25 protein-coding genes and 1 pseudogene are annotated in these 25,877 nt (G+C 67.2%); 21 read left to right on the plus strand and 5 right to left on the minus strand.

The annotated features are described in order from the left end of the window. Positions 1-13: 13 nt before the first annotated feature. From cysS to EV186_RS03035, 4 genes are all read left to right on the plus strand, one after another. On the plus strand, positions 14-1,408 hold the full coding sequence (gene cysS / locus EV186_RS03020; protein ID WP_133847536.1) for a cysteine--tRNA ligase: 1,395 nt from the start codon (positions 14-16) through the stop codon (positions 1,406-1,408). Positions 1,409-1,412: 4 nt separating this feature from the next. Continuing rightward, positions 1,413-2,369 carry a 23S rRNA (guanosine(2251)-2'-O)-methyltransferase RlmB gene (gene rlmB / locus EV186_RS03025; protein WP_133847537.1) on the plus strand — a complete coding sequence of 319 codons (957 nt, stop codon included), beginning with the start codon at positions 1,413-1,415 and terminating at the stop codon, positions 2,367-2,369. Positions 2,370-2,822: 453 nt separating this feature from the next. Beyond that, positions 2,823-4,256 carry an MBOAT family O-acyltransferase gene (locus EV186_RS03030; RefSeq protein WP_133847538.1) on the plus strand — a complete coding sequence of 478 codons (1,434 nt, stop codon included), beginning with the start codon at positions 2,823-2,825 and terminating at the stop codon, positions 4,254-4,256. A 635-nt stretch (positions 4,257-4,891) separates the two neighbouring features. Further along, on the plus strand, positions 4,892-6,139 hold the full coding sequence (locus EV186_RS03035) for a pentapeptide repeat-containing protein (protein WP_133847539.1): 1,248 nt from the start codon (positions 4,892-4,894) through the stop codon (positions 6,137-6,139). On the opposite strand, the gene EV186_RS03040 is transcribed toward EV186_RS03035, so the two are convergent. Further along, entirely contained in the window at positions 6,100-6,573 is a 474-nt protein-coding gene (locus tag EV186_RS03040) for an NUDIX hydrolase (RefSeq protein ID WP_133847540.1), read from the minus strand. The two genes, EV186_RS03035 and EV186_RS03040, sit on opposite strands and share 40 nt — an antisense overlap. 67 nt (positions 6,574-6,640) lie before the next feature. Between EV186_RS03040 and EV186_RS03045 the strand changes: the two genes are divergently transcribed. The 13 genes and pseudogenes from EV186_RS03045 (at position 6,641) to EV186_RS03100 (ending at position 17,519) form a co-directional block, all read left to right on the plus strand. Next, positions 6,641-7,420: a GntR family transcriptional regulator gene (locus EV186_RS03045; protein ID WP_133847541.1), complete on the plus strand. Its 780-nt coding sequence runs from the start codon at positions 6,641-6,643 to the stop codon at positions 7,418-7,420. A 120-nt stretch (positions 7,421-7,540) separates the two neighbouring features. Continuing rightward, on the plus strand, positions 7,541-7,990 hold the full coding sequence (locus EV186_RS03050) for a hypothetical protein (RefSeq protein WP_133847542.1): 450 nt from the start codon (positions 7,541-7,543) through the stop codon (positions 7,988-7,990). Further along, entirely contained in the window at positions 7,990-8,250 is a 261-nt protein-coding gene (locus EV186_RS03055; RefSeq protein WP_133847543.1) for a hypothetical protein, read from the plus strand. Before EV186_RS03050 ends, EV186_RS03055 begins: the two co-directional genes overlap by 1 nt. Then, a complete protein-coding gene (locus EV186_RS03060) occupies positions 8,247-8,873 on the plus strand; it encodes a hypothetical protein (RefSeq protein WP_133847544.1) in 627 nt (208 codons plus the stop codon). The genes EV186_RS03055 and EV186_RS03060 overlap by 4 nt, the downstream gene beginning before the upstream one ends. Positions 8,874-9,112: 239 nt before the next feature. After that, positions 9,113-10,723, plus strand: coding sequence for a cell division protein FtsK (locus EV186_RS03065; RefSeq protein ID WP_243753793.1), 1,611 nt, complete (start codon positions 9,113-9,115; stop codon positions 10,721-10,723). Beyond that, complete coding sequence (locus tag EV186_RS38690; RefSeq protein ID WP_166658999.1) at positions 10,720-10,878, plus strand: hypothetical protein; 159 nt, start codon at positions 10,720-10,722, stop codon at positions 10,876-10,878. The genes EV186_RS03065 and EV186_RS38690 overlap by 4 nt, the downstream gene beginning before the upstream one ends. A gap of 20 nt (positions 10,879-10,898) precedes the next feature. Next, positions 10,899-11,312: a hypothetical protein gene (locus EV186_RS03070; RefSeq protein ID WP_133847545.1), complete on the plus strand. Its 414-nt coding sequence runs from the start codon at positions 10,899-10,901 to the stop codon at positions 11,310-11,312. Further along, positions 11,309-12,929, plus strand: a pseudogene (locus tag EV186_RS03075) (replication initiator). Before EV186_RS03070 ends, EV186_RS03075 begins: the two are co-directional and overlap by 4 nt. 16 nt (positions 12,930-12,945) lie before the next feature. Beyond that, positions 12,946-13,122: a helix-turn-helix domain-containing protein gene (locus EV186_RS03080; protein ID WP_133847546.1), complete on the plus strand. Its 177-nt coding sequence runs from the start codon at positions 12,946-12,948 to the stop codon at positions 13,120-13,122. Positions 13,123-13,124: 2 nt separating this feature from the next. Then, on the plus strand, positions 13,125-14,333 hold the full coding sequence (locus EV186_RS03085; protein ID WP_133847547.1) for a tyrosine-type recombinase/integrase: 1,209 nt from the start codon (positions 13,125-13,127) through the stop codon (positions 14,331-14,333). 118 nt (positions 14,334-14,451) lie between these two features. Then, positions 14,452-15,051: a gamma carbonic anhydrase family protein gene (locus EV186_RS03090; protein WP_133847548.1), complete on the plus strand. Its 600-nt coding sequence runs from the start codon at positions 14,452-14,454 to the stop codon at positions 15,049-15,051. Between the two features lie 43 nt (positions 15,052-15,094). Then, positions 15,095-16,330, plus strand: a complete 1,236-nt coding sequence (locus EV186_RS03095; protein WP_424982361.1) for a DUF445 domain-containing protein — start codon at positions 15,095-15,097, stop codon at positions 16,328-16,330. Between the two features lie 4 nt (positions 16,331-16,334). Next, on the plus strand, positions 16,335-17,519 hold the full coding sequence (locus EV186_RS03100) for a DUF445 domain-containing protein (protein WP_243753794.1): 1,185 nt from the start codon (positions 16,335-16,337) through the stop codon (positions 17,517-17,519). Between the two features lie 479 nt (positions 17,520-17,998). Here EV186_RS03100 and EV186_RS03105 read toward each other — a convergent pair whose 3' ends face one another. From EV186_RS03105 to EV186_RS03115, 3 genes are read right to left on the minus strand one after another with little or no spacing between them, the layout of a single operon-like run. After that, the gene (locus EV186_RS03105; protein ID WP_133847549.1) at positions 17,999-18,865 is read right to left on the minus strand and encodes a metal ABC transporter permease; all 867 of its coding nucleotides are present in this window, start codon (positions 18,863-18,865) and stop codon (positions 17,999-18,001) included. Beyond that, entirely contained in the window at positions 18,865-19,722 is an 858-nt protein-coding gene (locus tag EV186_RS03110) for a metal ABC transporter ATP-binding protein (protein ID WP_133847550.1), read from the minus strand. The genes EV186_RS03105 and EV186_RS03110 overlap by 1 nt, the downstream gene beginning before the upstream one ends. A gap of 2 nt (positions 19,723-19,724) precedes the next feature. Next, complete coding sequence (locus EV186_RS03115) at positions 19,725-20,612, minus strand: metal ABC transporter solute-binding protein, Zn/Mn family (protein ID WP_243753795.1); 888 nt, start codon at positions 20,610-20,612, stop codon at positions 19,725-19,727. A 201-nt stretch (positions 20,613-20,813) separates the two neighbouring features. Here EV186_RS03115 and EV186_RS03120 point away from each other — a divergent pair, with 201 nt between their 5' ends. Then, on the plus strand, positions 20,814-21,914 hold the full coding sequence (locus EV186_RS03120) for a LacI family DNA-binding transcriptional regulator (RefSeq protein ID WP_133847552.1): 1,101 nt from the start codon (positions 20,814-20,816) through the stop codon (positions 21,912-21,914). A gap of 48 nt (positions 21,915-21,962) precedes the next feature. Here the strand turns inward: EV186_RS03120 and EV186_RS03125 are convergent, their stop codons facing one another. Next, positions 21,963-22,640, minus strand: a complete 678-nt coding sequence (locus EV186_RS03125; RefSeq protein WP_133847553.1) for a hypothetical protein — start codon at positions 22,638-22,640, stop codon at positions 21,963-21,965. A gap of 163 nt (positions 22,641-22,803) precedes the next feature. Here EV186_RS03125 and EV186_RS03130 point away from each other — a divergent pair, with 163 nt between their 5' ends. From EV186_RS03130 to EV186_RS03140, 3 genes are all read left to right on the plus strand, one after another. After that, positions 22,804-23,298 (plus strand): beta-class carbonic anhydrase, encoded by a 495-nt coding sequence (locus EV186_RS03130; protein WP_133847554.1) that lies wholly within the window; start codon positions 22,804-22,806, stop codon positions 23,296-23,298. A gap of 16 nt (positions 23,299-23,314) precedes the next feature. After that, positions 23,315-24,205, plus strand: coding sequence for an HhH-GPD family protein (locus EV186_RS03135; protein ID WP_133847555.1), 891 nt, complete (start codon positions 23,315-23,317; stop codon positions 24,203-24,205). Positions 24,206-24,744: 539 nt separating this feature from the next. Next, positions 24,745-25,797 (plus strand): peptidoglycan recognition protein family protein, encoded by a 1,053-nt coding sequence (locus EV186_RS03140; protein ID WP_133847556.1) that lies wholly within the window; start codon positions 24,745-24,747, stop codon positions 25,795-25,797. Positions 25,798-25,877: the final 80 nt, after the last annotated feature.

Raw genomic sequence — 25,877 nt, forward strand, 5'->3', positions numbered from 1 at the left:
TACCATCGTCGAGGTGAGCCTGCACTTGTACGACACCGCGACCCGGGGCATTCGGGAGTTCCATCCCGTCCGCAGCGGATCGGCGTCGATCTACGTGTGCGGTCCCACCCCGCAGGGCATGCCGCACATCGGGCACGTGCGTAGCGCGCTGAACTACGACGTCCTGCGCCGTTGGCTGACCACTTCCGGCCTCGACGTCCAGCTCGTGCGCAACGTCACCGACATCGACGACAAGATCCTCGCCAAGGCCGAGCAGAACGGCCGGCCCTGGTGGGAGTGGGCGGCGACCCACGAGCGCGCGTTCGAGGAGGCCTACGAGGCGCTCGGCGCGCTGCCGGCGTCGATCGCGCCGCGCGCGACCGGGCACGTGACCCAGATGGTCGAGCTGATGCAGATCCTCATCGATCGTGGGCACGCATATGCCTCGGAGGGCGACGTCTACTTCTCGGTGACGTCTTTCCCCGAGTACGGCGTGCTTTCCCGGCAGAAGCTCGACGACGTGCAGCAGGGCGAAACCGCGGCGACCGGCAAACGCGACCCGCGTGATTTCACCTTGTGGAAGAGCGCGAAGCCCGGCGAGCCGTCGTGGCCGACGCCCTGGGGTCCGGGCCGGCCAGGCTGGCACCTCGAGTGCTCGGCCATGGCGCGGACCTACTTCGGTTCGGCATTCGACATCCACGGCGGCGGGGTAGATCTGATCTTCCCGCACCACGAGAACGAGCTCGCCCAGTCGCACGCGGCGGGTGACCAGTTCACGCAGTTCTGGATGCACAACGCGTGGACCACGATGGCCGGCGAGAAGATGTCGAAGTCGCTGGGCAACGTCGTGTCGATTCCCGAGATGCTCGCCAAGGCCCGTGGCCAGGAGCTGCGGTACTACCTGATCGCCCCGCACTACCGGTCGACGATCGAGTATTCCGAGGCCGCGCTGCAGGAAGCCGTGACGTCCTACCGGCGCATCGAGACCTTCGTGCGCAACGTGTCGGACCGCCTCGGCACGGTCCCGGCGGACGGTCAGCCGTGCGCCGAATTCGTCGCGGCGATGGACGACGACCTGAGCACGCCGAAGGCGTTCGCGGCCATCCACAACACGGTCCGCGAAGGCAACCTCGCGCTCGACCGCGGCGACGACACGGGCGCACGCGGTGCGGCCGCTTCCGTGCGGGCCATGACCGCGATCCTCGGCGTCGACCCACTCGACCCGCGGTGGGCTTCGTCGTCCGGTGTGGACAGTGCGGGGCACGCCGCGTTGCAGTCGCTGATCGGCGATCTGCTCGACGAGCGGCTCCGGGCCCGCGCGAACCGCGACTTCGCGACCGCGGACTCGATCCGCGACCGGTTGACCGCGGCGGGCATCGCCGTGGAAGACACCCCCGATGGTCCTTTGTGGACTTTGAAGGACGGCTGAGCAAGTGGCAGGCAACTCCCGGCGCAAAGGCGCGATGCGCAAGGCCGGAAGCAAGAAGGGCGCGGTCGTCGGCTCCGGCGGCCAGCGCCGTCGCGCACTTGAAGGCAAGGGCCCCACGCCGAAGGCGGAGCAGCGGCCGGGTCACCCGGCGCAGCGCCGCGCGGCCGTCGTGGCCAAGCGCCAGCAGCGCGCCGACAGGCAGGCCGGCGGCCCCGAACTGGTCGCCGGCCGCAACCCGGTGGTCGAGTGCCTGCGCGCCGACGTCCCCGCGACGGCGTTGTACGTGGCGCTGGGCATCGACGTGGACGAGCGCGTGAACGAGGCCGTCCAAATGGCGGCCGACCGGGGCATCTCGGTGCTCGACGTCAGCCGCCCGGAGCTGGACAAGCTGACCGGCGGGGCGATGCACCAGGGCCTCGGCCTGCAGGTGCCGCCGTTCTCGTACGCCGACCCGGAGGATCTGCTCGACCTGGCCGCGGCGACCGGCGAGCCGCCGCTGCTGGTCGCGCTCGACGGCGTGACCGACCCGCGCAACCTGGGCGCCGTCATCCGCTCGGCGGCGGCCTTCGGCGCGAACGGCGTGGTGGTGCCGCAGCGGCGCAGCGCCAGCATGACGGCCGTCGCGTGGCGAACCAGCGCGGGCACGGCAGCGAAGCTCCCCGTCGCGATGGCGACCAACCTGACGCGGACGCTGCGCGCCTACGCGCAGGAGGGCCTGATGATCGTCGGCCTGGACGCCGACGGCTCGATCGACATCGACGGCCTGGAACTCGCCACGTCGCCGCTCGTCGTGGTCGTCGGCTCGGAAGGCCGTGGCCTGTCCCGCCTGGTCCGCGAGTCCTGCGACGAGACGGTGTCGATCCCGATGGCCGCGGGCGTCGAATCCCTCAACGCCTCCGTCGCCGCCGGCGTGGTCCTCGCCGAAGTAGCCCGCCGCCGCCGCGCCGCCGGCCGCATCTAACCCACCCAACCTCTCCACTCACCCGTCCCGCGCCCTCCGCCGCGGGACCCACACCCCTGCCCTAACGCACCCCGATCAAGCCCGCTGAACTCCAAACCCCCAGCTCAGCCGCCCCGCCGGGATTAAGCCCGCTGAACACCCCATGCCCAGCGCCCGCCCCGGGGATTAAGCCCGCTGAATCCCAAACCACCAGGTCAGCCCACCCTGGGGATCAAGCCCGCTGAACGCCGCGTGCCCAACCGACAGCACCCGTCGGCGCCCTGCTCCTCGCAGCACACACCCACGGGATTAAGCCCGCTGAATCACAGAACCCCAGGTCAGGCGGCCATGCGGGATCAAGCCCGCTGAACACCAGCAGGGTCGGGGAGGGCCAAAGCGGCCGATGCCCAACGGCGCGCACCGGGGCTCGGCTACAGTCGGCGGGCTGCCCTGCACGATGTCGAGAGCGCCAGGATGTCCTTCGCGAGCCCACTGTTCCTGTGGTACTTCATCCCGGTCGTGCTCGCGGCTGTGCTCATCGCGCCCCGGCACTGGCGCAACGGCATCATCGCCGTCGCGAGCCTCATCTTCTACGCCAGCGGCGCGGGCGCCACGACGTTGCTCCTGTTGTCGTGCATGCTGGTCAACTTCCTCGCCGGTCCACACCTGCAACCCGACGAATGGGATATAAACCCGCGCAGGCGCAAGGCAGTCCTCATCGGCGTGATCTCGTTCGACGTCGCCGTGCTGCTCGTCTGGAAGTACGCGGGCTTCGCCACCCAGCAGCTCGCCGGCTTCGCACACCTTTTCGGCGGCGACTTCCCGGTGACGCACCTGGTGTTGCCGATCGGCATCTCGTTCTACACGTTCCACCACATCTCGTACGCGGTGGACATCTACCGCGGTGAGCGCCCGGCACTGCGCGACCCGGTGTCGTTCGTGACCTACATCGCGATGTTCCCGCAGCTCATCGCGGGTCCCATCGTGCGGTACCGGGAGATCGCCGACCAACTGCCGCAGCAACGCACGCACCGCCTCGACGACATCGCGGCGGGCTTCCCCCGGTTCGCGCTGGGCCTGTGCAAGAAGGTCATCGTCGCGGACTCGCTGTCGCCCCTGGCCAATGCGTGCTTCGCAACGCCACCCGGCGACATGACGTTCGCGATCGCGTGGCTGGGCGCGATCACGTACACGCTGCAGCTGTACTTCGACTTCTCGGGCTATTCGGACATGGCCATCGGCCTGGGCCGCATGCTTGGTTTCCGCCTGCCCGAGAACTTCGCGCGCCCGTACTCCTCGGTGACGGTGACGGAGTTCTGGCGCCGCTGGCACATGTCGCTGTCCCGCTGGTTCCGCGACTACGTCTACATCTCCTTGGGCGGCAACCGCCAAGGCGCGCGCAAGACCTATCGCAACCTCTGCATCGTGTTCGTCCTGACCGGCTTCTGGCACGGCGCGAACTGGACGTTCGTCGTCTGGGGCCTGTTCCACGGCGCCTTGCTCATCATCGAGCGCGGCTTCGGCTGGGACCGTGCGCCCGCCGACCCCACCCGCCGCATCGCCCGGCGGGCCTTGACCACCGTCCTGGTCGTGTTCGGCTGGGTGTTCTTCCGCGCGACCGACATGGGCCAAGCACTGGCGATGCTCGGCCACATGCTCCTGCCCGACTTCACCGGCCTGTCCGACCTCGTGACCGCCGCGATCACCAACCAGCGCCTCGTGATCCTGCTGCTGGCACTGGTGATCGTCCTACTGCCCGCCCACCCGGTCACCGGCCCGATGCTGGAGTCGTCCCGCAGCCTGCCAGCGTCGGTAGTGCGGGTGAGCGTGATGACCGTAGGCCTCTTCTACGCGGCAATCCTTGTCGCTCAAGGCACCTTCAGCCCTTTCCTTTACTACCAGTTCTAGTCCCGGCCTTCCACCTACCTCGGCGTCCTGCGGCTACAGCCTTGCTGACCTGCGCGGATGCCTCTCACCAGTTCTCACCGGGTCTCGTCGTCTGTCACCGTCTGACGGCCTGACGACGGCCTGATCTTGGTCACCACCCACAAGGGATGGGCCTCGGCGTCTTCCCCGTCGGCTGGTGCCGTCTCGACCCAACGGCCGGCCAGGCTGCAACCACGCTCCACCGGTTGTGGCGTGGCCGGCCGTTGGGTAGGTACCTGCCGGTCGTCGGGGAAGGCGCCGCGTGCCCAGCCCGAACCGCAGGTTGACGGCGGACCGGACTTCCCTGGAGGCTGCCCGCCCGGCGAGGGCACGTCTGTTCGGCGTAACAGTCCGCTGACAGTCCGCGATGCCTGGCGCAGAGGTGATCACCGTGGATGACCGGATACGTGGCTCGGGGAGACCGTGCGCGCCGCCTGTGGCCGCACGCGGAACGCGCGCCACCGCGGGCGCACCGACCGGCCGGGCGGCGAAAGCGGAGCGGCAGCCGCCCGAGTCGAGTCGGAAGCGCCCGCAACGTGCGCCCGCTGGTACGCAGCCGCCGCAGGCGGCGCACCTTGATCCCCTAGAGCCAAATTCGGCAGATCTTAGGACAGCGAGTGGAATCCGAACAGACGTCCAACAATCCTCCGCAGTTACGACCAAGGACTTGGGTTGCAATCGTTTCGGCAATTCTGGGAGCCGGGCTAGTCGCGCTTGTGCTTCTACTCTGGGTTCCTGGACTATCAGAGGACCCAGCCGAAGCGGCCAATCAACTCGACACGATCAAGGTGTGCCTCAGCGTAGTCGCCGGACTTGGCGCAGGCGTTGCGCTTTGGTTGTCATTCCGTCGACAGCAATCAACCGAGCAGGACATAAACCAAAAGGAGCGCGCTCTTTCTCATCAGATTGCCGAGGCAGAGAAGAGTCGTGCCCATCAAGATCGGGTCGCTTCAAATACTGAAAAGGATGCTGCCGAGCGTCGAATAACTGATACATACGGTAGGTCTATCGAGCACCTCGGCAGCGACAAGGCCGCCGTTCGACTCGGTGGATTATACGCACTGGAACGGCTCGCGAATGAGAATGAGCCCTTGCAACAGATGGTCTGCAATGTAATTTGTGCATATCTTCGCATGCCCCCGGACTGCTCGCCGGACACACTCAAAACATACCTGAAGCGAAAGCGGCCTAAGGTAGCCGAAATTGAAACGGATATTTCTGAGCAGCAAATCGCTGAGGAAATACAGGTTCGGATGGCCGCTCAGAGCATCTTGCATCGACACTGCGTCGAATCGACAGACTTTCGCTACAACCTCGCTCCTCAAATCTGGAAGGAGATGACGTTCGACCTAGCTGGCGCCGTGCTCATCAATCTCGACTTCTCGGACGTCGTCCTGGGAACGATAAGCTTCCATAGCGCAACATTCGTTGGGCCAGCCATATTCAACGAATCCCTATTTGAAGGGTACGTCAACTTCTCGGGCGCTCGGTTTATGGATTACGCGTCTTTTGAAAAGTCCGTACACGAAGAACTAGGCTCGACGTTCTCCGAATGCGTATTCGACGGCACCGCGTACTTTACAGGAGCAAAGTTTGCCGGACGCGGCGCCTTCGATAGCTGCAAGTTCAAATCGGATGCAAACTTTGAGGCTGTCCACATTGACGGCCCCGGGGAGTTCTACTTCACAAAGTTCGAAGCTGGATTTGATCTCAGCACAATTCTGGAAATTGATCTTCAAGGCGCAACCGCGAGCAACAAGGATTGCGCTAGGAGTTGGGCTGATCCGTGGGTTCTAAAGCCCAAAGATGATACAGAGAAGATCCTTTACTTCTCCGACCCAAGAGATCCGTCGCCTGAATGCTGACGTGATTTTATTAGACTCGTGCCGTCATGCACCCTTACCGGTATGTTCTCTCCAAACGCATCGAGAATTCGAATGCTATACGCCTCATCCATGAGGTCAACTACCACTGAAGGCAGTATCCAGCGAACACGAGTCGCCTCATTCGTTTGAGTTGCATCGTTGCTCACGAGCGCTCGGCACCTAAAGACCAGTGCAACAATTCCACGTTTCATGTTCTTGTAAACACCAGTCAACCGCTGGACTTCGACGTGGACGCCGGTTTCTTCGAGGACCTCGCGCTTGACGCCTTCCTCGAAGGTCTCGCCCAGCTCCAGCACACCGCCCGGCGGTTCCCAGTGGCCGTTGTCCCGACGCTTGATGACCAGCACTCGGTCCTGGTCGTCGACCACGATTCCGGCGACGCTGACGGAGTGCTTCGGCGTCTCCTCGGGCATCTCCGCTTTCCCTTCAGGGCCCTGTATGCCACCATACATCTCGTCTAGTCGTCTACAGGAGTCCATCATGCTTGACCTTGGTGTCATCGATAGGACCGACGACCGCCCACCCTATCGCCAGATCGCCGCTCAGCTGCGACGACACATCTCCGCGGGCACGCTCGCTCCCGGCGAGAAGCTGCCGTCCGAGTCGGAGCTGATCGAGCACTTCGGCGTTGCGCGGATGACCGTCCGCCAGGCCTTGCAGGAACTCCGCGGTGAGGGCCTGGTCGTCGCCGAGCACGGTAAGGGTGTCTTCGTGCGGTCGGCTCCCCCCGTTCGGCGCCTCGCCTCCGACCGGTTCGCGCGGGCTCATCGCCAGGACGGCAAGGCGGCCTTCCTCGTCGAGGCAGAGGCGACCGGGCGCAAGGCCACCGTCGACCAGATTTCCGTGTCCACCGAAGCGGCGCCGGCCGAGGTGGCCGAGCGGCTGCACCTGGAAGAGGGTGCGCGGGTCGTCGTCCGTTCGCGGCGCTACCTCTCGGCCGGCGTCCCCGTGGAGATCGCGACCTCGTACATCCCCGAGTCCATCGCGGCGGGGACAGCGATCACCAGCACCGACAGCGGTCCGGGCGGGATCTACGCCCGGATCGAGGAGCAGGGCCACGAGCTGGCGCACTTCACCGAAGAGGTGACCGCGCGGATGCCGACGCCCGAGGAACGCAAGGCCCTCCAGATCGGCGCGGGTGTCCCGGTCATGACGCTGATCCGCACCGCGTACGACACCGACGAGACGCCCGTCGAGGTGTGCGACACGGTGAAGGTCTCCCATGCCTACGTGCTGGAGTACGACGTCCCGGCGCGCTGACCAGCACTAACAAGCCGTCTCGTTCACGAAAGCGAAGGAACGAGGCTTCTCGATTGGACTCCTCTAGACGACTATGTATCTTGGAACTTGTCTAGAGGACCGACAGGGAAGGGTGATGAAATGGCGATCACAGGTGGAGCCCGGCTCCCGATCAGCCACGACGATGTGTTCCCCGAAGGCGCCTTGGTGATGGGCGTCGAGCCGATGCTCAAGTTCCAGTCGGCCGACGACAGGGCGCGCGGCGTTCCGGTCCAGCCGGAGGTGGACAAGGTCTCGGGTCTGCCGCTGTTCGCGGTGACGGTCATCGACCAGGCCGCCGAGCGGAAGGCCGACGCCGTGGTCACGGTGAAGATCGCGGCCAAGCAGCAGCCGGTTCCTCCGGAGGCGATCCCCGGCACGAACCTGCGGCCGGTGATCTTCGAGGGTCTGACCCTCACCCCGTGGATCGACGACAAGGCATGCCGCTCGAACCCCGGTGAACGGCACAAGTGCCGGGCGCGCATGGCCTACAGCCTCCGCGCCACCGGCATGAAGCCGGTCGGCACCAACCGCACGGCGAAGGCGGCGTGATGGCCTTCAACGTCACGTGCACGCCCGGTCAGAACGCATCGGCGGCCTACATGCAGATCACGTCCGAGATTCCGGCACTCGTGATCTACCTCGACCCGGTGAACATGGCGGTCCAGTTGCCGCCGTTCCCGGGTGGTGACCAGGTGCTGGTCCGGTTCTGCCGAGAGCTGGCGCGGGAGGCGGCCAAGCTCGCCGATGCGCTGGAGTCCCACCAGGCGGCGGGTCCTCGGCACATGCTGGCGGACGGGGAGGACCTGTGAGCGTCGAGCCTGCGCGCAGGACCATCCTCGCTCCCTACATCGTGTCGTGGACCGAAGAGGTCGACCCGCCTGCCCGCGTCGAGCTGGTGCCTGGTCGCGGGATCGGCTACGCCGATGAGAAGGTCACCGACCGAGACAGCCACGGGGTCTTGTGGCATCGGTCAGCCTGGCGGCCCTACGAAGGCCGGCCGCAGTTCGCGCGGATACATCCCGCCCGGCAGCGTCGCGCCATGCAACGGCTGCTGTGCCTGGTCTGCGGCGGCCCGGCCGATGAGACCGAAGAGGGTGTCCTGTGGCTGCTCCAAGACCACCGAGAGGACTGGAAGGGCTGGCCCAACCGGATGGCGGTGGCCGAACCGCCTGTCTGCCTGCCGTGCGTCGAGGTGTCGGTGCAGAAGTGCCCCGCATTGCGCAAGGGCGCGGTCGCGATCCTGGCGGGCCGGTACCCGGTGGCGGGTGTCCGCGGCGTGCTCTACGCCGAAGGCCCGAACAGGATGCCCACCCCGGTCGAGGACGCCATCGTGGCCTATGACAGCCACAAATCCCGGTGGATCAAAGCCCACAACCTGGTCCGTCAACTGGGCGACTGCGAACTGTTCGAGGTCCACGAACTGATCAAGTAGGACAGTCCCATTTAGACAGACGGCGCACGCGAGCTCGTGCGGCGATGCCGCATGTCCTGTTGTGCCGCAACGAGTGCGTAGTCGCAGAAGCGGAAACCTGGCTACCAACCTGTCCGCTTCTGCGCTGCCTATCCAACCCAATGGAGTAGACGTGGCAAGCGTAGAACACGCATGTGGTGACCGCGCAAGGGGCGTCACCCAAGAGAACCGCACCGCCTCCGTTCTGGAGGTGAGCTGACATGTCCTCGAACCTGACGTGGCTGATCCCGTTCGGGCTCGGCTTCGCCGTCCTGGTCTACGTGCTGCACAAGGTCGGTAAAGCCATCACTGCCGTCCTTGAAGCCGCCGCAGCGCTGGGCGCCATCGTCTTCGGCCTGTACCTGCTCGGCCGGGCTCTGTTCCGCTGCATTCGTTGGTGTGTCAAGCATTGGCGTATGTCGCTCGGTTCTCTCGCCGTCAGCGCCTGGATGCTGTGGTGGGGTTGGCTGCCGGTCGTCCTGGCGCTCGTGGCCGTTGCGGCGGGGCTTGGTGGGTGGCGGCTGCTGCACCTCGCCTCGTTCGACCCATGGATCGGTCGGCGACTGCGGGCGTGGTGGCGGCGCTGGGGTGTCTACGCCCGGAAGATGCCGGGCTGGCTGGCGGCGTGTGAGTTGACGGTGCGGGAGCATGATCGGTCGGTCACGGTGAATGTGAACCCGTTGCGCCGCAATGCCATCCAACGTCAATCGAAGCCGCTGTCGGATCAGGTGCCGGTGATCACGGGTGTGCGGTCGGGGCCATCGTGGGACGAGGTCCGGCTACGGCTGGTGCCGGGACTGACACCGGAGGACTTCGACGAACACGCCCGCCAACTCGCCGTCGCAGCTGGCGTAGCTCGGTGCCAAGTCCGGGAAATCGGTCCGGCCGAGGTGTCCGTCGACTTCCAGCGCCGGGACCTGCTTGGCGACACTGTGCCCTGCACGGACCTGGTGCAGCTCGTTGATCAGCCCAGCGACTCGATCGATCTGCGGCGGGTGTGGTCCGGCATGACCGAGTACGGCACGCCCTGGACGCAACCCCTCGTGGGCACACACACCCTGAACGCAGGGGCGACCGGCGCAGGCAAGGGCTCACTGATGTGGTGCCCGCTCGTCTCCATCGCCCCGGCGATTCGTGACGGTCTCGTGCGGCCCTGGGGCATCGATCCCAAGGGGATGGAGCTCGCCTACGGGCGGGACATCTTCGCCGACCGCTACGCCGTCACCGGACGGGATGCCCTCGCCCTGCTCGACGAGCTGCTAGCGATCGCGGATCAGCGCAAGAAGGAGTTCGCCGGCCGCCTGCGCACTGTCCCCACCTCGGTCGACTATCCGCATGAGTTGTTGGAGTTCGACGAGATCGGCGCCCTGATGCGCTACATCGGCGACCGCAAGCTCAGAGAGCAGATCACCGAACGGGTCTCGCTGCTCACGACGCAAGGTCGGGCGTTGGGGATCACGGTCCGCGGCTACGTCCAAGAACCCACCAAAGACACCGTCCCGGTGCGGGAGCTGTTCCCCCGGCGCGTGTGCCTGCGGGTCGCGGCGAAGTCGCACGTGGCGATGGTGCTCGGCGACCAAGCCTACGAACGCGGAGCGTGGGCCAACAGGATCCGCGAAGACGAACCGGGCGTGGGCTACCTGTTCGGCGAAGGCATCCGCGAACCCCTGCGCATCCGCTCGGGTTGGGTGCCCGACTCGACGGTCAAGGCGCTGGAAGCGTTCGTCACCAAGCGGATCGCACCGGACGCACCCGCCAAGGTCGTGCACCTGCCTCGGATCACCGCCGAACGCCTGGACCGACCCGGTTCGTGGGGTGGTGAGTCCGCGTGAAGCGGACCGCGAACAAGACCGTCCCTGTGCTGCTCCTGCTGGTCGTCGCCTACATGGTCAAGCAGCCGACAGAGGCCGCGCACACCTTCTCCGGCGTCTGGGACTGGCTCGGCCACGCCGGAACCGCGTTCGGCCGCTTCCTCGACTCCCTCTGACCACAAAGGACACCATCACGATGTCTACGCATGCTAACCACCTGGCCGTGCTCGCGACCCTGACCGAGCACCTGATCACCTTCGACCTGCCTTGCCCGATCGCCTCGACCGCCGTGCACCACGAGCTGACCGGGCAAAGCGTCACCATTCAACTCAGCTGCCGGGCACTACCCGGCCTTGCTACCGCCTTGCTGGAGTGGGCCGACACCCTGACCAACGTCGCCGCTGAAGCATGGCGCACACCCTCGGGCGACTCGGTGCACCTGACTGTGGCCGGTCACTTGGCCAACGGCACGCCGGTGCAGGTCTACGGCGGGTTGTCGCACAAGGTGCAGGTGTTCGGGCCGTACCTCGAGCCCGGCGAGCACCACTCCATCCCGCTCGGCCTGCTGCGCCAGTGGGCCGATCTCGACAGCTTTCGGGAGTCGGCATGACCACTCCCGCACTCGCGCCGGGTGCACACCAGAGCCGTGCCGAGCGCATGAAGCAGCCGCGCGCGATCGACGTCATGACCGCTGCCGCCGAGAAGCACGGCGTGTGCGTGCGGCCGTTCACGATGGAAGTCGGGGACCTCGACACCGGCGAACTCCGCTACGTCCCGGTGCCCTGTGGATCAACGATCGAAATCTGTGTGCAAACCCTGTGCACGCAAGGCCCGCGCGTTGCGGATGGCGCAGTGCCGCGAGGGCTGGCACCTGCAAGAAGAGCCCGATTTCACGCCCGATCCACCGACTGTGGATCAACGGGAGATGCTGACCTACCGCGCGGACCTGGTCGCGCTCTACAGGCAGGCCATTGCGGACGGCCAAGCGGGCGACCAGGACGAGTTGCGCGACGAGATCAGGTCAGTTGACGACCAGTTGCACGCGATGGGCATTCGTGGACGGCTTCCGTCGCCCGATCCACAGCAGCAAAAAAGTCCCGCGCGTTCGACCAAGCGCCGCCAGGACGCACCCAACCTGCCTCGGCGGCGCGTCGACAAGCGCACTGTCGGTCGGGAGTTCGCCGGAGCGTACCGACCGTCGATGTTCGTCACGCTCACGTGCGACTCGTACGGCCCGGTCCGCGACGGCGTGCCCGTCGACCCGAAGCGCTACGACTACCGCCGTGCGGCAAGGGATGCCGTCCACTTCGCGTCCCTTGTGGACCGCTGGTGGCAGAACCTGCGCCGCGTCGTCGGGTGGGACGTGCAGTACTTCGCCACCGTCGAACCGCAGAAGCGCGTGGCGCCGCACCTGCATACCGCGATCCGCGGTTCCATCCCGCATGAGGTGCTCCGGCAGGTCACCGCCGCGACCTACCTCCAGGTGTGGTGGCCCAAGCACGACCAGCTCGTCTACACCGACCGGCTTCCGGTCTGGGATGGCACGCAGTTCGTCGACCCGGACACGCGTCGGCCGCTGCTCACCTGGGCCGACGCGCTCGGCGAGCTCGAAGAGCCCTCGCATGTCGCGCGGTTCGGCGAACAGGTCCACTCCAAAGGCATCCTCGGCGGCACCGAGGAAGCCGGACGGCACATCGGCTACCTGACCAAGTACCTCACCAAGTCCACCGGCGAAGTCATCGAAGCCTCGTCCGACCGACAACGCGCCCACCACGACCGACTGCACGCCGAGCTGGCCGTGACGCCATGTTCGCCTCGGTGCGCCGTGTGGCTGCTCTACGGCGTCCAGCCCCAGGGCGCGAACGGCAAGGCCACGCCCGGGCACTGCAAGGGCCGCGCACATCGGCGAACCACCCTCGGCCTGCCTGGTCGTCGGGTCTTGGTCTCTCGCAAGTGGTCCGGCAAGACGCTCGCTGACCACAAGGCCGATCGGAAGGCGTTCGTCGCCGCCGCGCTCAAAGCCGTGGGCATCGAGAAGCCGCAGCCGAACCCGGACCGGCAGGTCTGGCACAAGCTCCAGCCCGGCGATCCGAACGTGCCACCGCGCGCCCACCTGCTCATGCACGCGATCTCCGAACGCATCACCTGGCGCGCCGAGTACGACAGAGCCCTCCTCGCCGCTGGCGGTAGTCCGCCCGATCTTTCAGCAACTCCGCAAGCAGCCTGATCTACCTGGGGGAACCATGCGCAAGATCGATCGTCTGTGGAGCGCTGATGAGGTTGCCGACTACCTCGGCGTTCCAGTGAAGACGCTCTACCAGTGGAAGTGGCGCGGTGAGGGGCCACCGGTCCGCAAGGTCGGCCGCCACCTCCGCTACGACCCCGACGAGCTGCGCTCCTGGCTGCGGGAGGCGGCTTAGCCATGGGCCACATCCAAGATCGCTGGTACAAGAAGGCCGTCGATCCGGAGACCGGCAAGGCTGTGCGCGAGAAGACCTCGCTGTACGGCAAGGGCGACCGGTACAAGGTGCGCTACATCGACCACACCGGCCGTGAGCGGTCGAAGACCTTCCCCGACAAGCAGAAGCGCCAGACGGAGACGTACCTCAACGAAGTGGAAGGCGAGCTGAACCGCGGGACGTACATCGATCCGGCGGCAGGCAAGATCACCTTCGAGGAGTACGGCACGCGGTGGTTGCGCACTCAGCAGTTCGACGAGTCCACGCGTGAAGCGGTCGGTGTCCGGCTACGCGTGCACGTCTTCCCACACGTCGGGTCGACGAACATCGATGCGCTGAGGCCCGGCGACCTGCGGGACTGGCTGCGCGAGCTGCAAGAGAAGGGCCTCGCGGCGAGCTACCGACAGGTGCTCTTCATCCATGTGCAGACCATCCTGAACGCCGCCGTCGACGACCAGCGGATCAGGAAGAACCCGTGTTCTGCGTCGTCGGTGCAGAAGCCGCAGATCCCGCCGCGCAAGGTGGTGCCGTGGACGGCTGAGCGGGTGCAGGCCGTGCGAGAAGCCATGTCCGAGCGGTACCGCCTGACCGTCACGCTCGGCGCCGGCCTCGGACTGCGGCAAGGTGAGGTCTTCGGCCTGGCCGTCGATGATGTGGACTTCGAGGACAATACGGTGCACGTCCTCCGGCAGGTGAAGATCGTCGGCGGCAAGCCGTGCTTCGGACCGCCCAAACGAGGCAAGACCCGAGACGTCCCGCTGCCAGCCTCCGTGGCGAGGAAGATCCGCGCGCACATGAAGGCCCATCCCCCGGTGAAGATCACCCTGCCGTGGCAGAAGCCGGACGGCGAACCGACCACGGCCAACCTGATCATCACCAGCCGGGATCGCACGCAGGCGTGGCGACCGGTCTACAACCAGTGGACATGGAAGCCCGCGCTGGAGAAGGCCAAGATCACCCCGCAGGCACGGGTGGACGGCTTCCACGCCCTGCGGCACTTCTACGCCTCGACCCTGCTCGACGCGGGCGAGACGATCACGGCGCTGGCGAGCTACCTCGGGCACGCCGACCCCGGCTTCACGCTGAAGGTCTACACGCACCTGCTGCCGTCCAGTAAGCAGCGCACCCGTCAGGCCGTCGACGATGTGCTCGGCGACCCCGATCCGGCCTGATCACGGCCTGACGGCCCGAGACGCGCGTGAACCCGCAGGTCAGAGCCGTGCGCATGCGGTGAACTACCAGTTCTGACGACTTCGGCGGTGTCTGCGGGACGCTCCTATGCTCGTTCGCATGCTGCTCGAACACCGAGGCCAGGCACCGCGAATCGACCCGAGTGCTTACGTCGCGCCCAATGCGACGCTGTGCGGCGACGTCACCGTCGGGCCGGGGTGTCGGGTGTTGTTCGGGGCGGTGGTGACGGCCGAGGGTGGGCCGGTGCGGTTGGGCGCGGACTGCATCGTCATGGAGAACGCAGTGGTGCGCGGGACGCCCAAGGACCCGGTCGACGTCGGTGATCATGTGCTCATCGGACCCACGGCTTATCTGACCGGGTGCACGATCGCCGACGATGTCTTCCTCGCCACCGGCACGCGGGTGTTCAACGGCGCCCGGATCGGCGCGCGGAGCGAGGTGCGGATCAACGCCGTCGTGCACTTGCGGACCGTGCTCGCGCCGGACACGACGGTGCCGATCGGGTGGGTCGCGGTCGGGGACCCGGCGCAACTCTTCTCGCCCGAGCGGCACGACGAGATCTGGGCCGTGCAACGGGAACTGGACTTCCCCGGCTACGTGTTCGGGCTCGAGCGCAGCGACACGCTCATGCCTGAGATGACCACGCGCTACGGCCGGGCACTCGCGACACACCGAGACGACCGGGAACTGCCGAGCTGATCCCGTAGTCTCCCTTGCGAACAACGGGGAGACCACAGTGGACATCCAGCGCATCGTCGACGACTTCGGCGCGCACTGGCACATCTACGTCACCATGCCCTTCATCGCCGCGGCGATCGGGTACATCACCAAGCGCGTGGCCATCGAGATGATGTTCCGGCCGCTGGAGTTCGTCGGCATCCGCGTCATCGGGCTCCCGGTCGGCTGGCAGGGCGTTCTCCCCGGCAACGCCCAGCGCATGGCGACCATTGCGATGGACCTGCTCACCACGAACCTCATCAACCCCAAGGAAATCTTTTCCCGGCTCGACCCGAAGCGGGTCGCCGCGGAACTGCACGACCCGCTGCTGCGTTCGGTCGAACAACTGACTCGCGAGCTCATGGCCGAATACCAGCCGGGTATGTGGGAAATGCTGCCCGAGGCCGCGCAACGCCTCCTTCTGCGGCGCGTCGAAACCGAGGCACCGCGCGTGGTCGAGCAGATCATCCGCGATCTGGCCAACAACATCGACGACGTCCTCGACGTCAAGGCCATGGCCGTCGAGGCGATGGTGCGCGACAAGGCACTGCTGAACCGGCTGATCCGCGAAGTGTCCAAACCGGAGCTTCGGTTCATCGCGCACTCCGGGATCTACTTCGGGTTCGTGATCGGGCTGGTCCAGATGATCACGTGGGCACTGACCCACAACATGTGGATCATGCCCATCTTCGGCGGTCTCACCGGGTGGTTGACCGACTGGCTCGCATTGAAGATGATTTTCTTCCCCCGCACACCACGACGGTATTTGGGCCTGTTCACCTGGCAGGGAATGTTCCAGCGCCGACGGATGGAAGTGTCGCGCGATTACGGCCGGCTCGTCGCCGACGAAATATTGACGGTGCACAATGTTCTGCACGCGGTGTTGACCGGTCCGCGCTCCGACCGGTTGTTCGCCTTGGTGCACCGGCACGTTTTACGCAGCATTGACGCGAATTCCGGGATCGCCAAACCGGTGGTGGTCATGTCGATCGGCTCGCGCCGCTACCAGGAGATGAAGGAGACCGCGGCGAAGCGCGCCCTCGAGCTGGTGCCGGACACGTTGCGGCACGTCGAGAGCTACGCGACCGAGGCGCTCGACGTGCGCAACACGATCGTCGACCAGATGCAGCGGCTCACGCCGGTCCAGTACGAGGGCATCCTGCGCCCCGCGTTCCGGCAGGACGAGTGGAAGCTGATCGCGGTCGGCGCGATCATCGGCTTCCTCGTCGGCGAGCTGCAGGTCGTGCTGCTGCTGCATTGATACCGTGCCCTCGAACCCGGGAGGTGGCGTGCACGACTGGTACGTGTACCTGCTGCTCGTGGTCTTCGGCACGGTGATCGGGTATGTGACAAAACTTGTCGCGGTCCAGATGTTGTTCCGCCCGGCCACGTTCATCGGCATCCCGCCCGCGCTCGGCTGGCAAGGCGTCGTGCCGCGCAACGCCGATCGCGTCGCCCGCGTCAACGCCGAGCTGCTGGCGACCCGGCTCCTCGAACCACGCGACGTCTTCGCCCGCATCGACCCGGCGGCGTTGACGGCGCAGCTCGAACAACCGTTGATGGCCGCGATCGACGAGATCGTGCGCGACGTCCTGCGCGCGCACCACCCGCAGCTCTGGGAGATGCTGCCGATGCTGGCACAGGACCTGATCGTCAAGCAGGCGCAGGCTTCCGCGCCACGACTGGTCGAGCAGGTCGTGACCGAACTGCGTGCCGAGGTTGGTTCGGCACTCGGCGCGCGCGCCTTGGAAGCGGCATTCCGGCGCGATCCCGAGCTGGTGCCGCGGGTCGTGCGGGAGTTGTCGCGGCCGGAGATGGCGTTCATGGCGCGCTTCGGGATGTGGTCGGGGCTCGCGCTCGGCATCGTCGAAGCAGTGGTGTGGGGCCTGACCGGCACGGACTGGGTGCTGCCGGTGGCCGGCGCCGTGATCGGCGGGGTGACCAACGCCGCGGCCTTGCGATTGATCTTCTTTCCGCGGACACCGACCGGGTTCCTGTCGCTGCAAGGTGCGTTCCAGCGACGGCGGGACCGGGTCGCGGTGCGCTACGGCGAACTTCTCGCCAGCGAGGTGATCACCGTGCCGGCCCTGGTGGATGCCGTGTTGCAGGGCCCGCAGGCGGCGAAGGTGCAGGCGGTGATCGCGCGTGCGGTGAACCAGGTCGTCGACGAACAGCCGCGCATCACCCGGCTGACCCGGCTGCCCGAGGTGAAGCAGGCCGTGACCGTCGCCGCGGTCCGGCGGCTGCCCGAGACGATCCGCCACGCCGAGTCCTACCTGACGGCGGCGATGGACCTGGCTCGCACGATCACCGCCCGCGTCCGCAAGCTCAACCCGGTCGAGTACGAGGCCCTCCTGCGACCCGCCCTCCGCTTCCACACCTGGCCCCTGACCGTCGTCGGCACCCTCCTCGGCGCCCTGATCGGCGCCGCCACCACCCTCTTCCTCTGACCGGGATCAAGCCCGCTGAATCCCAAACCCCAGGTCAGCGCACCTTCCCCGGAACAAGCCCGCTGAACGCCGCCCACCCCCAGCCACCAAACCCGGCCCGCCACGAGCAGCAGGTGATAAGCCCGCTGAATCCCAACCCCGCAGGTCAGTGCACCTCCCAGGGAACAAGCCCGCTGAACGCCGCCGGCGATGGACGGTCGGAATCAAGACCTCACGGCGGTGTCGAATTAAGCCCGCTGAATCCCGAATCGGCAGGTCAGCGCGCGTCCCCGTGAATAAGCCCGCTGAACGCGGGCGGAGGTGAGCGGTCGGGATCGAGGCCTCGCGGGCGGCGCGGGATCAAGCCCGCTGAATCCCGTCGGCGCAGGTCAGGGAAGGTCTGGGGAATTAGCCCGCTGAATCACTTTCGGATTTGGCAGTCGAGGAAGGTGCAGGTCAGGAGGGGGTGGGGGAATTAGCCCGCTGAACGCCGCGGTGGGTCAGGCTGGGGTGGGAGCGGGGGTGGTGGTGGAGCGGGCGTGGGAGCGGAGGTAGTCGACGAGGCGGCAGATCAGGTAGATCACGAACGAGATGGCCGTGACGAACGAGCTGATCGGCTTGCCCGGCGCGAGCGACAGGATGATGCCGCCCACCGCCGATACCTCGGCGAAGATCACCGACAGGATCGTCGCCCGAAGCGGACTGGACGTGACCCGGCACGCCGCCGCGGCCGGCGTGATCATCAACGCCAGCACGAGCAGGGCGCCGACGGTCTGCACGCCCATCGCCGTCGCCACGCCGACCAACACCGCGAACACCGGCGTCAGCAGTTGGGTCGGCACGCCCCGCGCGACCGCCACCTCCGGATCCACCGAAGCGAACAGCAACGGCCGGTAGATCACGGCCAGCACCACGAGCACCACCACGGCGCACCCGCCGAGCAGCTCGAGCCCCTGGGTGTCCACGCCGATGATCTGCCCGGTGAGCAGCCCGAACTTGTTCGACGACCGTCCCTTGTAGAAGGACAGCAGCAGCACACCCACGCCCAGCCCGAACGCGAGCACCACGCCGATCACCGAGTCGTGCTCCGAACTGCGCCGCGACAACACCCCCAGGATCACCGCGGCCACGATCGCCCCGGCCAGGGCGCCGAAGCCGACGTTGATGCCGAGCAGCAACGCCGCCGCGCCGCCGGTGAACGACAGTTCGCTCGTCCCGTGCACGGAGAACGCCATGTTGCGGCTGATGATCAAGGGCCCGAGCACGCCCGCGAGCAGGCCGAGGATGGCGCCCGCGAGCAGCGCGGTCTGCACGAAGGGTCGCCCCAGCAGGTCAGCCGTGAGCGTGAAGTCGAAGAGGCGGTCCATCACGGTTCGTCGTCCAAGTGGTGGTGGGGCTGATCTTCACAAAGGCCGCTCTGCGCGCCGACCACGTGGATCTGGCCACGCACCCGCACGACGTCGATCGGCGTCCGGTACAGCGCGGTCAACGTCTCCGACGTCATCACCTCGTCGGGCGGGCCGATCCGGAACCGGCCGTCCACCAGGTACAACACCCGGTCGACCAGCGGCAGGATCGGGTTGATCTCGTGCGTCACGAACAGCACGGCCACCTCGGCCTCGCGCCGGGTGCGGTCGATCAGTTCGCTCACCGCGCGTTGGTGGGCGAGGTCGAGCGAGAGCAACGGTTCGTCGCACAACAGCACTTCGGGCGACCCGACGAGCGCTTGCGCCACCCGCAGCCGCTGCTGCTCACCACCGGAAAGCAGGCCGACCGGCTGATCGGCGAACGCCTCCGCGCCGACCGCCTCGATGGCCTCGGCCACCCGCTGCCGCCGGACCCGCGCGCCGCCGATGCCCATGCCCCACCGGTGCCCGTCGAACCCGAGTCCGACCAGGTCGCGGCCGCGCAGCCGCAGCGCCGGGTCGAGCGCACGCTGCTGCGGGATGTATCCGATCCGCCGGTTTCCCGAGCCGGGGTCGGCGCCGGCGATCCGAGCTGTGCCGCTGGTCAGGCGCTGCAGACCAAGCAGCACACGCAGCAGGCTGGTCTTGCCTGAGCCGTTCGGGCCGAGCACCGCGACGAACTCGCCCGGCTCGACGTTCAGGTCGAGCCCGCGCCAGAGAACACGGTTGCCATAAGCGAGCGTGGCGCCGGACAGCGCGACCACCGGACCGCGGCCCGGGCCCTCGACCGTCGCGGTGACGCCAGCCGTTTCGTGCATGGTCATTCTTTCGCCACGGCCGCTGCCAGCCCGTTCACCTGCTTGGTCATCCAGCCAACGTAGTCGCTTTCACCCGCCGGGAACGTCTCGGATACGGCCACGACCGCGATGTCCGCCTTCTGCGCCTCGCCGACCAACGTGTTGGTCAACGTGGTCTCGGTCTGGACGTTGTTGATCAGCACGGACACCTTCTTGCCGGCGATCAGGTCGGTGATCTCGCTGACCGCGTTCGCCGACGGGTCGGACTCCTGCTCGATGGCCTCGGCGAAGTCCTCCGGCGTCACGTCCTGCACGCCGGCCAGGTCGAGCAGGTATTTCGCGACGGGTTCGGTCGCCACGGCCTTGCGTCCGGGGTGCGCCTTGCCGATGCCGCTGACCGCGGTGATCAAGGTGTCGATCTTGCCGTCGAAGGTCTTGGCGTTGGCGTCGAAGGCGGCCTTGCGATCCGGCGCGATGGCCCCCAGTTCCTGGGCGATCTTGTCGGCGACCTTCTTCACGGTCGGCAGGTCGTACCAGACGTGCTCGTTGTCGCCTTCGGAGTGGCCGGACACGTCGAACGCGACGACCTTGTGCGCGTCCTGGGCCGCGGCGTTGACCATGTCGGCGAAGAAGTCGTCGTAACCGCCGCCGTTGTAGACGATCAGGGCGGCACCGTCCAGTTCGGTCGCTTCGGCCGCGTCGCCTTCGTGGGCGTGCGGGTCGGCGGCCGGGTCGGCGAGCAGGGCCTTGACGTTGACGTCGTCACCCCCGACCGCCTTGGCGACGCTCCCCCAGATGTCGGTCGACGCGACGACGGAGATCTTGCCGTCGGCTCCCGGCGTGGCACCGCCCGCGCTGTTACACGCGGTCGCGACAAAGCCTGCTGCTGAGAGCACTGCGAAGGCCGTCACCGTGCGTGTCATCCATCGCCGCATCGCCACTCCCAGGGACCCTCGATAGAGATAATGGAAACCGTTGTCGTCTTCACTCTACAACGCCTCCGCCACCGCGTTCCACCAACCGGGTGGTTGTGCCAATCGCCACGTCTTCGCGGATGTGGGCTGCGGGTGGCGCCCTTCTGCAATTGGTTCTGAACCGTTACGGTCCCCTACATGGCGCGTTCCATGCATGTGCGAAGGCCGGCAACCCTTGCCTCGCTCGCCGCGGAACTCGGGGTCTCGCGGACCACCGTTTCCAACGCATACAACCGGCCCGACCAACTCTCGCCGGAACTGCGCCGCCGCGTGCTGGAGACCGCCCGCCGCCTCGGCTACCCGGGACCCGACCCCGTGGCCCGTTCTTTGCGCACCCGCAAGGCCGGCGCGGTTGGTCTACTTCTGACCGAGAACCTTTCGTACGCGTTCCGCGACCCGGCCGCGCTCGCGTTCCTCGAAGGCGTCGCGCTCGCGTGCGAGGGCGCGGGCCAGGGTCTGCACCTCGTGCCCGTCAACCCGGAACGGGAGGACATCACGGCCGTCCACCGTGCCGGTGTGGACGGTTTCATCGTCTACTCAGTACCGGACGACGACCCGCACCTCGCCGCCGTCCTGTCCCGGCCGGTGCCGACCGTGGTGTGCGACCAGCCCCGCGTCGAGGGCGTCGACCGCGTCGGGATCGACGACCGCGCGGCCATCGCGCAACTCGCCCAGCGGCTGATCACGTTGGGGCACCGCAAGGTCGGCGTGCTGTGCATGCGTCTCGCCCGCGACCGCAACGACGGCTTCGCGGCCATCGACCGCCAGCGCACCGCCCACTTCCACGTGCAGAAGGCCCGGCTCGCGGCGCTCAACGAGGCCTTCTCGGCCGCGGGCGTCGACTGGGCCGGCGTGCCGGTGGTCGAGCGGTTCGACCACAGCCAGGCCAGCGGCGCGTCGGCAGCCGCGCAGTTACTGGACAAACACCGCGACGTCACGGCGTTGATCTGCACGTCGGACATCCTCGCGTTGGGTGCCCTCGCCGAAGCCAAGAGAAGGGCGCTGCGGGTGCCGCAGGACCTGTCGATCACCGGCTTCGACGGGATCGCCGACGCCGAGCGGGCCGGGCTGACCACGGTCCGCCAGCCGATGCTCGACAAAGGACGCGCGGCGGGCACGCTGCTGCTCGACACCGTGGACCGCGGCCGGCCGCGCGAGATCACCTTGCCAACCGAGCTGATCGTGGGCAGCACCTCGGCGCAGCCGCGCACCGCCGAGGAGCGCTGGTTCGGCCCGTGAATCCCCAGGTCAACCACCCCACGCGGGATTAAGCCCGCTGAATCCCCGTCAGTCGGTGAGCTTCAACTGGGCGGGGCGACTCGCCAGTTTGCCGAGCTTGGCGACGACGTAGTACCGCCCGGCCGGCACCGTCGAGCGGTCCGCGGGGCAGCCCTTTGCTGAGGTCCGCCCGGCCCACGTGATCGAGAACGTCACCTTCTGGCCGGGTTGCAGCAGGCGCACGTCCTTGTCCGGCTCGGGAGTCGCGCAGTCGTTGCTCGACCACAAGCGCTTCACCCCGTCGCCGCTGACCACGACCAGCTCGCGCAGCTTGCGGCTGATGTCGCGGGTGCACGGGAGCTGGCCGTCGTTGCTGATGACGATCTTCATCAGCGGGTGCTGACCAACCTTGTAGTGCGATGCGCCGAGTTGCGCGGTGATGGTGATGGCGGCGTCGACGCACTTGAGCGGTGGCTGGGGCTTCGGCTGGGACTTCTTGGTCGTCGTGGGCGGCGCCGTCGTCGTCGGGCCAGAGGTCTTCGTGTACCTGCTCATCGGCGGCGGGGACGAAGGCGGGACGGACGTTCTCGTGTCACGCAGGCCCGCCATGTCCGGCGGTCCGGGATCGCCGGGACCGTCGTCCCCGATCAGGCCGCCGATGATCCACGCCAGCAGGAAGACGGCCACGATCGTGGCCACCACCGCTGCGGCGCGCCTGCGCCAATAGACCGCCTCCGACTCGATCATCGGCAGACGGTAACGCCGCAAGCACGCGAAGCGATGTATATGGTTCGCCACGATCGGGTCATATTCGCTGTTCGACCATCTCGGAGCGTGACATTCATCCAATCCTCTTGTCACGACTGCTATCACGGCACTGCAATGCTCGTGAGCGCGGGAGGGTGAGGCGATGAGCGGGATCGACGACCTGGTACGAAGGCACCTCGACGGCACCGACATAGGCGCACCGGAGATCCTGAGTCCGGTTCCCGGTCTGCATGTGACGGTCGTGACCTGCATGGATGCCCGGATCAAGGTCTTCGACGTCTTCGGGTTGAAGCACGGCGAGGTGCACATCCTGCGCAACGCCGGCGGCATCGCGACCGACGACATCATCCGCTCGCTCGCGATCAGCCAGCGCAAGCTCGAGACGCGCGAAGTGATCATCATGCAGCACACGCGGTGCGGGATGATGACGATCACCGACGACGAGTTCAAAGACGAACTCGAGGCGGACACCGGACTGCGGCCGCCGTGGGCGGTGGAAGCTTTCCGCGACGTCAAGGCGAGCGTCCGGCAGTCGATGGAACGGGTGCGGCGCAGCCCGTTCGTGCCCTACCGGGACAAGGTGCGCGGGTTCGTCTACGACGTGAACACCGCCGCGCTGGAGGAAGTCCTCGCCTGACAGAATCGGCGTCCGTATGGACGTCGATGTGTTGAGCGAGTGGTTCGACAAGTCCGCGCGGGACCTGCCGTGGCGCCGGGACGACTGCACCGCGTGGGGCGTGCTGGTCAGCGAGATCATGCTGCAGCAGACCCCGGTCGCGCGGGTCGAGCCGATCTGGCACGAGTGGATGGCGCGGTGGCCGAAGCCGTCGTCGCTGGCCGCGGCTTCGCAGGGCGATGTCGTGCGGGCGTGGGGCAAGCTCGGCTATCCGCGCCGGGCGTTGCGGCTGCACGCGGCGGCCGCTGCGATCGCTTCGACGCACGACGACGTCGTTCCATCCGATGTGGACACCTTGCTTGCGTTGCCCGGTATCGGGGCATACACCGCGCGGGCGGTGGCGGCTTTCGCATACGGCAAGCGGTGCCCGGTCGTCGACACGAACGTCCGGCGGGTGGTGGCCCGGTCAGTGCACGGCGCGGGTGACGCCGGTCCGCCGTCGACCACCCGCGACATGGCCGACGTCGAGGTGCTGTTGCCGCCCGACGACGCTTCGGCTGCCAAGGTCTCGGCCGCCCTGATGGAACTGGGTGCCGTGATCTGCACGGCCCGCGGTCCTCGCTGTGCCGACTGTCCGGTGTTCGCGACGTGCGCGTGGCAGCTCGCCGGTCGTCCCGCTTACAACGGCCCGGCCAAACCGGTCCAACGCTTCGCGGGCACGGATCGTCAAGTCCGGGGTCGCCTCCTGGACGTCCTGCGCGACACCACCGGCCCGGTCACCCGCCCCCAACTCGACCTCGCCTGGCACGACGCGCCCCAACGCGACCGATGCCTGGACTCCCTCCTCGTCGACGGCCTCATCGAACAAACCCCGGACGGCCTCTTCACCCTCCCCGGCGAACACCCCACGGCGGAACAAGCCCGCTAATTCCCAAACCCCCAGCCCACGGCCCTCCTCAAGGAATTAGCCCGCTGAACCTCCTTCACGTCTCCCCAACCCCCACCCCGCCCGGGATTAAGCCCGCTAAACCCAAACCCGCAGGTCAGCCGCCCCTCGGGGAATTAGCCCGCTGAACTACCTTCACGTTCCACGCCCACCCGGCACGCCCGTCCGCCCCTGCAGCCGCCTCGCCGCCGAGGCCGGTACCGGCGGCCGTCGAGGGGCCTGGTGTCCGGCGAGAATTAGCCCGCTGAACCTTCTTCGCGTCTGGGACCGGCCAAGAGTCGAATCGAGCCCGCGCGGGATTAAGCCCGCTGAATCACGGAGTCGCAGGTCAGAGGTGGCGCCGGGGAATAAGCCCGCTGAACGCGGGGGTGAGCGGAGGGGAAGAGGAGAGGTGTTAGAGGGTTACTAAGTAGGGGTGTAAGTGGGGAAGGGTTGTCAGGAACGTGGTCGGGCAACTACGTTCGGTGGCGCGCCAGTCACCGGTCTGGGTTGCCCGCAACCCACGTCGAGGGAGATCGAAGATGGGCACCACCCCTGAAATGAACCGCCGCGTCCTGTTACGGGCCGGCCTCGCCGTCAGCGCGGTCGGCGCGGCCGGGATCGCCGTTCCCGCCATCGCCGGCGCGCAACGCGGAACCGTCGGCAGCAAGATCAGCGCACCACAGATCGCCACTTGCGCCGACTGGAACGCGCGACCGCCGAACGGCACGATCCAGATCCTCAACTACAAACCCGTCTACATCGTCGTCCATCACACCGCGGGTGCGAACAGCACCGACACCTCGCGGGCCCACGCTTTCCAGGTCGCCCGCGACATCCAGAACCTCCACATGGACACGAATGGCTGGATCGACACCGGCCAGCAGCTGACCAACAGCCGCGGCGGCTACGTCATGGAGGGCCGGCACAAGAGCCTGCAGGCACTGCAAAGCGGCACGACCCACTGCATGGGCGCCAACGTCGCCAACCACAACAGCGAGGTCATCGGCATCGAGAACGAGGGCCTCTACTCCACCGTCGACGTGCCGCAGGCCCTGTGGGACTCGCTGGTCAATCTCGTGGCTTACATCGCCAGCCAGTACGGCATCGCGCCCGAGATGATCAAGGGTCACCGCGACTTCAACAACACCGAGTGCCCGGGCGAGGTCCTGTACGGGCGGCTGCCCGAACTGCGCAGCGCCGTGGGCGGCATCCTCGGTGTCTCGGTCGCACCCCAAGCGAACTGGCCGCTGCTCAAGCCGGGCAGCACCGGCCCGAAAGTCCTTGCGGCACAACACCTCCTGCGAGCCAACGGCGTCAATGTGCGTGCCGACGGCACCTACGGCGCGAGCACGGAGCAAGCCGTGCGCCAGTTCGCCGTTGCCCGCAAGGTCGCGTACGAACCCTGCTACGCGAGCAAGCACACGCCGGACGAACGCGGGCTGCTCGGCGCCGGCACCTGGCCGCTGTTGGTCCGCACCGTCAAGCCGGGTGACACCGGTGAGGCCGCCGAGGCCGTGAAGGCCCTGCAACGCGGTCGGCACGCCGCGCAGGTCGTCGACACGCAGACGTGGAAACAACTGCTCAGCCAGTAGACGAACCCAGCAGACGAACCCAGTGGACGAAACGTTGGGCCCGGCGGCACAAGCCGGGCCCGACGTCGGTCCGGGTAGCC

Source organism: Labedaea rhizosphaerae, from assembly GCF_004362825.1.
Classification (GTDB): Bacteria; Actinomycetota; Actinomycetes; order Mycobacteriales; family Pseudonocardiaceae; genus Labedaea; species Labedaea rhizosphaerae.